The organism is Plasticicumulans sp. (assembly GCF_035331805.1).
Taxonomy (GTDB): Bacteria; Pseudomonadota; Gammaproteobacteria; order Competibacterales; family Competibacteraceae; genus Plasticicumulans.
Genome location: NZ_DAOLKE010000226.1, coordinates 1 through 5,851 on the forward strand (window position 1 = coordinate 1; position 5,851 = coordinate 5,851).

A 5,851-nucleotide genomic window follows, 5' to 3' on the forward strand; every position below is an offset into this window, starting at 1 on the left:
GCTCATGCGCCGGCACCCGCGTCGAGCTGGAACGGATACACGGCGCCGAGCAGGGCGGCGCTGCTCATGCGCCGGCACCCGCGTCGAGCTGGAACGGATACACGGCGCCGAGCCCGAGCAGGCGCGTCAGCTCGTCGAGTGCGCGGCGGTTGTCGTCGAGCAGCGCCGGATCGGCGAGATCGGCCTCGTGCAGGCGGTCGCGGTAGTGCTGCTGCACCCACGCGCAGAGTCGTGCGTACAGCGCGTCGTCGAGGAAGATGCCGGGCGCGCAGGCCGCGCGCTCGGCCTCGTTCAGCACCACGCGCAGGCGCAGGCAGGCCGGGCCGCCGCCGTTGCGCATGCTCTCGTGCAGGTCGAGGTGCTCGCGGGTCGCAATCGGGTTGGCCGGATCGGCGAGGATCGCATCGAGCGCGGCGCTGACCTGCGGGCTCTCGGCGCATTCGGACGGCAGCAGCAGGTGCATGCGGCCATCGGGCAGCGTCAGCAGCTGCGAGTTGAACAGATACGTGCGCACGGCCTCGGCGAGCGGCACCGCGTCGCGGGCGATCTCGACCGGCACGAGCGCCGGCAGCCGTGCCCGGAGCGCGGCCAGCGTGCCGGCGCGATCGAGGAAGGCGTCCTCGTGCACCAGCAGCACCGGTTCGTTGCCGACGCCGATCACGTCGTGGTGGAACACGCCGGCGTCGATGACCGCCGGGTTCTGCTGCACGAACAGCGTCTGCGCCGGATCGAGGCCGTGCAGGCGCGCGACCGCCTGGCTGGCCTCCAGCGTCTGGCGGGCCGGATAGCGCTGCGGGGCCGGACCGCCGCCGAGGGCGCTGCGCCCGTACACGAACAGATGCAGGCCGGCGGCGGCGTGCGCTGGCGCGAGCCGGGTGTGGTTGGCGGCTCCCTCGTCCCCGAACCACGGATGCGCCGGCAGCGCGTCATGCACGAGGAAGCGCGCCGGATCGCGGAAGATCGCGCGCAGCACGCGCGTCGTGGTCGCGGCCTCCAGCGCGCGGTGGAAGCGGTCGATGAGGTTGGCCGGCGTCAGGTGCACACGGCCATCGGCGGTGTCGGTCGAGGGCGCGACGGTCGCGGCGTTGGCCGTCCACATCGCCGCGGCCGAGCTGCTGGCGGCGAGCAGCCGTGGTGCCTCGCGCGCGACCGCGGCCAGCACCTGCGCATCGCTGCCGCGCCAGCCGAGGCGGCGCAGCAGCGCCAGATCCGGCCGCTCCTGCGGCGGCAGCACCGCCTGCACGAGGCCGAGCTGCGTGAGCCGGCGCATCTTCGCGAGTCCCTGCAGCGCCGCGGCGCGCGGGTTCGACCGGCTAGCGGCGTTGGCCGCCGAGGCGACGTTGCCCCAGGACAGGCCGGCGTAGTGGTGGGTGGGGCCGACGAGACCGTCGAAGTTGACTTCGCACACGGACATGGCGGACCTCGGCAGGCGCGGCGGCAACCGCGCAAGTCTGGCTGGCCGGCGGGCGCTGGCAAGAGCGGGCGCCGCACTACAGGGCTTCGCCCTCGCAGCCGAGCAGCCGCACCCCGAGCCGCTGCGCCAGGCCGCGGGCACCGGCGGCCATGACCTGATGGTGATTCCATGCGTAGACCGGACCGAGCAGCGGCGCGAGCCGCCCGAGCAGCGGATGGCGCAGATCGACCGCCCAGCGGTACTCGACCCCGGTCACGCCGCCGTGGTCCGCGAGCGTCCAGACGCCGCGGCCGTCGAGCTGGCCGCAGGCGCGGCCTTCGAGCCGCTGCGGCGGCTCCACCCGCGTGACCTGCAGCGTGAACTGCAGCCGGTAGGGCAGGCGGGCGCGCCAGAGGTAGCGGTACACGGCGCCGGTGCCATCAGCGGCACCGGCCGCGAGTGGCTCGACTGCGCAGAGGTTCGGCCACCACTGCGGCCAGGCCGGCACGTCGGTCAGCACCGCCCAGACCGCTTCGACCGGAGCCGCGAGCCGCCAGCGCGAACGCAGCCGGAAGGCCCGGGCCCGGTCCGCGGCATCGTCTTCAGGCGGGCCTGCGTACATCGCCGCTGCGGTCTCCGGTCTCCCGGTCGTGCCGGGCTTTCAGTATCGTGCCGCGCCGCGGGCGTCCGCAGCCGTTTCGCCGCGCGGGCACCGGGCATCGCCCGGCCCCGTGGGCCAGCCGGGCGCGTTGCCCGTTCCGAACACCGTAGTCCCCGGGAGTCACCGCGATGGTTGCCGTCACCGCCGTCACCTTGCGCCGCACTCTGCGCGCGCTGCTCTGCTGCCTCGTGCTCGCGCCGGTCGCGCCGCTGCGTGCCGACGGCGGTGCGAACCTCTATGCGGCGCTGGAGCGGCTGCCGGCGACGCCGGTCGAGGTGCGGGGCGCGACGCTGCGCGTGGCCTTCGCCGATGACGGCTTCGACCTGCCCCGGGCCCGGCTGCTCGACTGGGTGCGCCGCGGGGCCGAGGCGGTCGCGGTCTATTACGACGGCTTTCCGGTGCGCGACTACCGGCTGCTGATCGAGCCGGTCGACGGGCGCCGGGTCGCCGGTGGCACGACCTGGGCCTGGCGCGGGCCGGCGAGCCGTGTCTCGGTCGGGCGCATGGCCGACGAGGCCGTGCTCGCGCACGACTGGGTGCTGGTGCACGAGATGGTGCACACGGCACTGCCGCTGCTCGACCGGCGCCATCACTGGCTGGAGGAAGGCATCGCCAGCTACGTCGAGCCGCTGGCGCGCGCGCAGGCCGGGCAGCTCAGCGAGGCGCAGGTCTGGGCGCAGTTCGTCGGCGGCATGCCGCTCGGGCTGCCGCAGGACGGCGACGAGGGGCTGGATCGCACGCACACCTGGGCGCGCACCTACTGGGGCGGGGCGCTGTTCTGCCTGCTCGCCGACGTGGCGATCCGCGAGGAATCGGGCGGCCGCGCCGGGCTGCGCGAGGCGCTGCGGGCGATCGCGAAGGACAGCCGGGGCATGGCCGACGAATGGCCGATCGAGCGGGTGCTCGCGGCCGGCGATGCCGCGACCGGCACCGGCGTGCTCACGCGCCTGTACGCCACACACGCGAGCGCGGCGGTCAGCCCCGACCTGCCGGCGCTCTGGCGCGCGCTCGGCGTCGTGGCGCAGGAGAACGCCGAGCCGCGCTTCGACGACTCGGCGCCGCTTGCGGCCATCCGGCGCAGCCTGACCGCGTCGGCACCGGCCGGGGTGCTCAGTCGACCTTGATGCTGACGTGCATGATGCCGGGGTCGTCGGCGCTCGGCTTGACCGCGAAGCCGAGCGCACGGCAGAGCTTCAGCATGCCCTCGTTCTCCCACAGCACCTCGCCGTAGATCTCCTGGATGCCGCGCCGGCGTGCGTAGTCGATGATCCGGCGCATCAGCATCGGGCCGAGGCCGAGGCCGGTCATGCCGTGATCGACGAGGATCGCGTATTCGGCGCGGTCCATGTCCGGATCACAGGTGATGCGCACGACGCCGTAGATCTCGGCGCGGCCCGGCACGTCGCGCGCGGCGACGATCAGCGCCATCTCGCGGTAGTAGTCGAGCTGGGTCAGGCGCGCGGCCATCGCGTGCGACAGCTCGCGGATCGGCTGGAAGAAGCGCAGGCGCAGTTCATCGGGCGGCATGCGCCTGACCAGCTCCTGCAGCGCCGGCTCGTCCTCGGGCACGATCGGGCGCAGGCGCAGGCCGCGGCCGTCGGGCAGCGTGAAGTCCTGCTCCAGCTCGCTCGGATAGGGGCGGATCGCCAGCCGGTCGCGCGGGCGCTTGCCGGTGAAGGCGCGCACCTGGATGGTCGCATCGAGCGCGATGATGCCCTTGCCGGAGACGCGCAGCGGATTGATGTCGAGCTCCCAGAGCTCGCCGAGATCGATCGCCATCTGCGAGATCTTGATCAGCGCCAGCGCCAGCGCATCCAGGTCGGCGGCGCGGGCGAGGCCCGATTTCAGGCGCTGGCTGATGCGCGTGCGGCCGATCATCTCCTGCGCGAGCGCCATGTTCAGCGGCGGCAGCGCCCAGGCCTTGTCGTCGATGACGTCGGCCTCGGTGCCGCCGTGCGCGAAGCGGATCAGCGGCCCGAAGGTGTCGCCGGTGCGCATGCCGATGGCGAGTTCATAGGCGCCGCCACGACGCAGCATCGGCTGCACGACGAAGCCTTCGATGCGGGCCTCCGGCACGTGCGTGCGCACGCGCGCGATCATCGCCTCGGCTTCGCTGCGCACGGCCTCGGCCGAATCGAGCCACAGTGCCAGCGCGCCGACCTCGGTCTTGCTGGCGATGTCGGGCGACAGCAGCTTCAGCACGACGACGTGGCCGAACTCCGGATAGATCGCCGCGGCTTCCTCGGGCGTGCGCGCGACGCGCGTCGGCACGGTCGGGATGCCGTAGGCATCGAGCACCTGCATCGACTCGTAGGCATCGAGGCGCATGCGCCCGGCGGCGAGGGCCTGCTGCAGCAGCGCGCGCGCGCGTTCGGCGTCGGGCTTGAAGGCCTCGGGGATCGACGGCGGCGTCTCCATCAGCAGTTCGAGGTTGTGGCGGTGCTGGGCGATGCGCGTGAAGGCGCTGACCGCGTCGCCGGGGTTGTCGTAGGTCGCGACGTGCGCCTGCTTGAACACCGCGCGTGCGGGCTCGGCCGAAGCCGCACCGAGCCAGCTGGTGATCACCAGCCGCCGGCTCTTCGCGGCGCGATCGGCGACGGCCTTCGCGCTCGCCAGATCGAGCTCCGGCGACAGCGGCGAGTGCAGCACCAGGATGCAGTCGACGCCCGGGGCTTCGAGCAGCGCATCGAGCACGGCGATGTAGCGCTCGGGGTTGGCCGCATCGCCGAGATCGAGCGGGTTCTCGATGCGCGTGCCGCGCGGCACGACCTTGCCGAGCGCGGTGGCGGTGTCCTCGTTGAAGACCGCGAGCTGGCCGCCGGCGGCCTCCAGGGTTTCGGTCGCGAGCAGGCTGATCGCGCGGCTGTTGCCGATCACCGCGAGGCGGTTGTTGTAGACCGGCTTGGCGGTGCCGAGCGCCTCGACCGAGTTGAACAGCTGCTCGATCGTGCGCACGCGCAGGATGCCGGCGCGCCGGAACGCCGAGTCGTAGACGGCGTCCTCGTTCGGATTGGCGCGGTAGCGCCCGGGGCGCAGCACGATGGTCGGCTTGATGCGCGCCGCGGCGCGGGCGGCCGACATGAACTTGCGCGCGTCGTTGATGCTTTCCAGATACAGCAGGATCGCCTTGACGTTGCCGTCGCGCGCCAGGTAATCGAGCATGTCGCCGAAATCGACGTCGATCTTCGCGCCGAGCGACAGCACGTGCGAGAAACCGATGTTGTGGCCGTGCGCCCAGTCGAGCACCGAGCGCGTGATCGCGCAGGACTGCGAGATCAGCGCCAGGCTGCCGGGCAGGATCGGCGTGTGGCCGCGCGTGACGTTGAGGCCGCCGCGGGTCGCGGCCAGCCCGAAGGAGTCCGGACCGGCGATGCGCAGCACGTGCGGCTTGGCCGCATCGAGCAGCGCCTGGCGGATCGCCGTGCCGCCGTCGTCCCAGCTCTTCAGCATCTCCTCGTTCAGCAGCAGCACGGCGCGCGTGCCGAGTTCGCCGAGCGTGCGGATCTGCTCGGGCGCGCCGGCCATCGGCGTCGTGATCACGGCGAGATCCGGCGCGAGCGGCAGGCTGGCCAGATCGCGGTAGCAGAGGATGCCGCGCAGCGCCTTGCGGTCCGGGTTCACCGGCATGATCGGCCCGTTGAAACCCTGGCGGATCAGGTTCTGCACGAGCTGCGCATCGGGCGCATCGTCCTTGCTGCCGCGACCGATCACGGCGACGGAACGGGGCTTGAATACGGCGTCGAGGTTGCGGATCGTCATCGCGGGATTCCGGAGCGGCAGGAAACGGACAGGGAGCG

4 protein-coding genes are annotated in these 5,851 nt (G+C 72.8%); 1 reads left to right on the forward strand and 3 read right to left on the reverse strand.

Features of this window, described 5'->3' with window-relative positions; genetic code table 11:
• Window positions 1-64: 64 nt before the first annotated feature.
• Both astB and PKE44_RS13875 read right to left on the reverse strand, forming a co-directional pair.
• Window positions 65-1,414 (reverse strand): N-succinylarginine dihydrolase, encoded by a 1,350-nt coding sequence (gene astB / locus PKE44_RS13870; RefSeq protein WP_324552194.1) that lies wholly within the window; start codon window positions 1,412-1,414, stop codon window positions 65-67.
• 76 nt (window positions 1,415-1,490) lie between these two features.
• Entirely contained in the window at window positions 1,491-2,015 is a 525-nt protein-coding gene (locus tag PKE44_RS13875) for an SRPBCC family protein (protein ID WP_324552196.1), read from the reverse strand.
• Window positions 2,016-2,182: 167 nt separating this feature from the next.
• Between PKE44_RS13875 and PKE44_RS13880 the strand changes: the two genes are divergently transcribed.
• Entirely contained in the window at window positions 2,183-3,178 is a 996-nt protein-coding gene (locus PKE44_RS13880; protein ID WP_324552198.1) for a hypothetical protein, read from the forward strand.
• Here PKE44_RS13880 and PKE44_RS13885 read toward each other — a convergent pair.
• Entirely contained in the window at window positions 3,165-5,813 is a 2,649-nt protein-coding gene (locus PKE44_RS13885) for a bifunctional acetate--CoA ligase family protein/GNAT family N-acetyltransferase (protein WP_324552200.1), read from the reverse strand. The genes PKE44_RS13880 and PKE44_RS13885 overlap by 14 nt on opposite strands.
• Window positions 5,814-5,851: the final 38 nt, after the last annotated feature.